This window comes from Pseudodonghicola xiamenensis DSM 18339, assembly GCF_000429365.1.
Lineage (GTDB): Bacteria > Pseudomonadota > Alphaproteobacteria > Rhodobacterales > Rhodobacteraceae > Pseudodonghicola > Pseudodonghicola xiamenensis.
In genome coordinates this window covers 1-2,000 of sequence record NZ_AUBS01000082.1, presented here as the reverse complement: position 1 = coordinate 2,000, position 2,000 = coordinate 1, and the positions used below count along the sequence as shown (strand labels likewise).

At 56.0% G+C, this 2,000-nt stretch carries 2 protein-coding genes; both read left to right on the top strand.

Annotated elements, in window-relative coordinates; translation table 11 throughout:
- On the top strand, positions 1-412 hold a 412-nt coding region (locus G455_RS27225), incomplete at its 5' end, for an IS66 family transposase (protein WP_205620496.1).
- 623 nt (positions 413-1,035) lie between these two features.
- Positions 1,036-1,941, top strand: a complete 906-nt coding sequence (locus G455_RS25250; protein WP_051312692.1) for an RES domain-containing protein — start codon at positions 1,036-1,038, stop codon at positions 1,939-1,941.
- Positions 1,942-2,000 lie beyond the last annotated feature (59 nt).

Below are 2,000 nucleotides of genomic sequence, written 5' to 3'. Positions count from 1 at the left end.
CATCAATCGGTCCAAGATCTCTTTATCGATGCTCATACGTGGGTCTCCTCTTCGAGCAGTTACCACGTCAGCGCACAAAATTCAGGATAGTCCCCTAACCCTTTTCTTAACGGACGGACGAATAGACCTCGACACCAATCCAGTCGAACGTCAGTTCAAACCGATCATCCTTCAGCGCAAGGGTAGTCTCTTCATCGGTAGTGAAGAGGGTGGTCAGACATGGGCAGCGATGTCGTCGTTGGTTGAAACATGCAAGCTAAACCGAGTGGACACGTACCGCTATTTTTCTTGGATGATTGACGATCTAGCAGAGATGAGAACGAACAATCTTGATGGGGATATCGATTACAGTCGGTATTTGCCATGGAACGCGCCAGCACACTGCAAGGTGAAACTGCTGCCAGTGAAGTAGGACGAAGAGCCGACCTTAGCTGCAGGTGGCAGGAACGGCAGCTGAGCGCAAAAACGGGCCGGGGTCCCCCAGGTTCTCGCCGGCCAATGCTGTTCTGCTTGGACAAACCTGTCCGGTGAGGGGCCGGAAACGAACAGAACGCCTGTCCTATGTGTCCGTTCATTCCAAAGCGGCATGCGCACATTCAAATTAGGCGGCTGCGCATGCCACCGAGCCACGCTATTCGCTCGGATCGCGCGGACTGGCATCAACCTCGTACTCCAACTCTGCGGCGAGTAACCTGATGGAGTCCTGCTTTGCTCGCGGTTTTATCTCCATGGGACTGCACCTGAGACCCGCAAGCTCGAGGCCACGCTGTTCCGCGGCGTGCGCCGCAGATTCCACCATGTGAGCGGTGAAAGTGGGCACCGAGGTGTTCGGACAGCTTCTGACCGGCAGACGGCGGACCTTCGATATCAAGGCTCCGGCGGAGGCGGATCTGCGGGGCGGATAGGCAGCTCCCACCTTCTAAGATTCTTCGGTTGGCCTTCTGGCCAGCCTCCCAAGTGGCCGATCAACTAGTGATAAATTGCAGTGGTTCTGCAAACATCTGTATAGTGACAGGGCTAACCAGGGATATTTAAATGACAATTTCTTTTGACGAGCACGAAGGCTTGACCCAGAGAGACATCTGCTTTGAGTGCATCGGGGACTCCTATCTCTCCGGCATTGTCGAAAAGGATGGTCAAAACGCCGAGTGCTTCTATTGCAATGAGGAGCAGGCCTGCATCTCGCTCGAAGAACTAGCTGACAGAGTCGAAGGCGCTTTCGAGACGCATTTCGCACGCACCGCAGACGAGCCCAACTCGTTCGAATACGCTATGCAAAACGACCCCGAAATCAACTACGAATGGTACCGCGAGGGTCGGGAGACCGGCTACGCGATCATGGATGCGGCCAGCCTGCGGGAAGAAATTGCCATGGATGTTCGTGACATCCTTGAGTTTCGACACGAGGACTGGGACAGCGCTGCAGCGGGAATGGAATGCGACTTTGCGGCTGAGGCCCACTACGAAGAGATCATGCCCGAAGATCACGAATGGCACGAGCAGTGGAACGAATTCGAGAAGCTGATCAAGACCGAGGCGAGGTTCTTCAGCCGCACCGCCGCTGCCCATCTTGGCAAGCTGTTCGACCACATTGACCAGATGCGCACAAGGGATGGTGAAACCCTCGTCGTAGACGCCGGACCCGGTACCGCGATTTCCGAGCTCTATCGCGGCAGGGTGTTTCAATCAGAAGCTCCGCTACTCAAAGCCATGAAACGGCCTGACCTTGAACTGGCAGCCCCTCCGGCCTGGGCGGCCGGCGCCGGTCGCATGAACGCGCGCGGGATTTCGGTTTTCTATGGCGCAACCTCTCCCGAAATCGCACTCGCCGAAGTGCGCCCGCCTGTCGGCAGCAGGGTGGCGATGGCGCGGTTCGAGATTATCCGCCCCTTAAAGCTGCTTGATCGGGACTATCCTGAATTTTGTGCGCTGACGTGGTAACTGCTCGAAGAGGAGACCCACGTATGAGCATCGATAAAGAGATCTTGGACCGATTGATG

Excerpts from the sequence above, each read along its gene's own strand:
- G455_RS25250 (WP_051312692.1), top strand. The coding sequence starts at position 1,036 with ATGACAATTTCTTTTGACGAGCACGAAGGCTTGACCCAGAGAGACATC.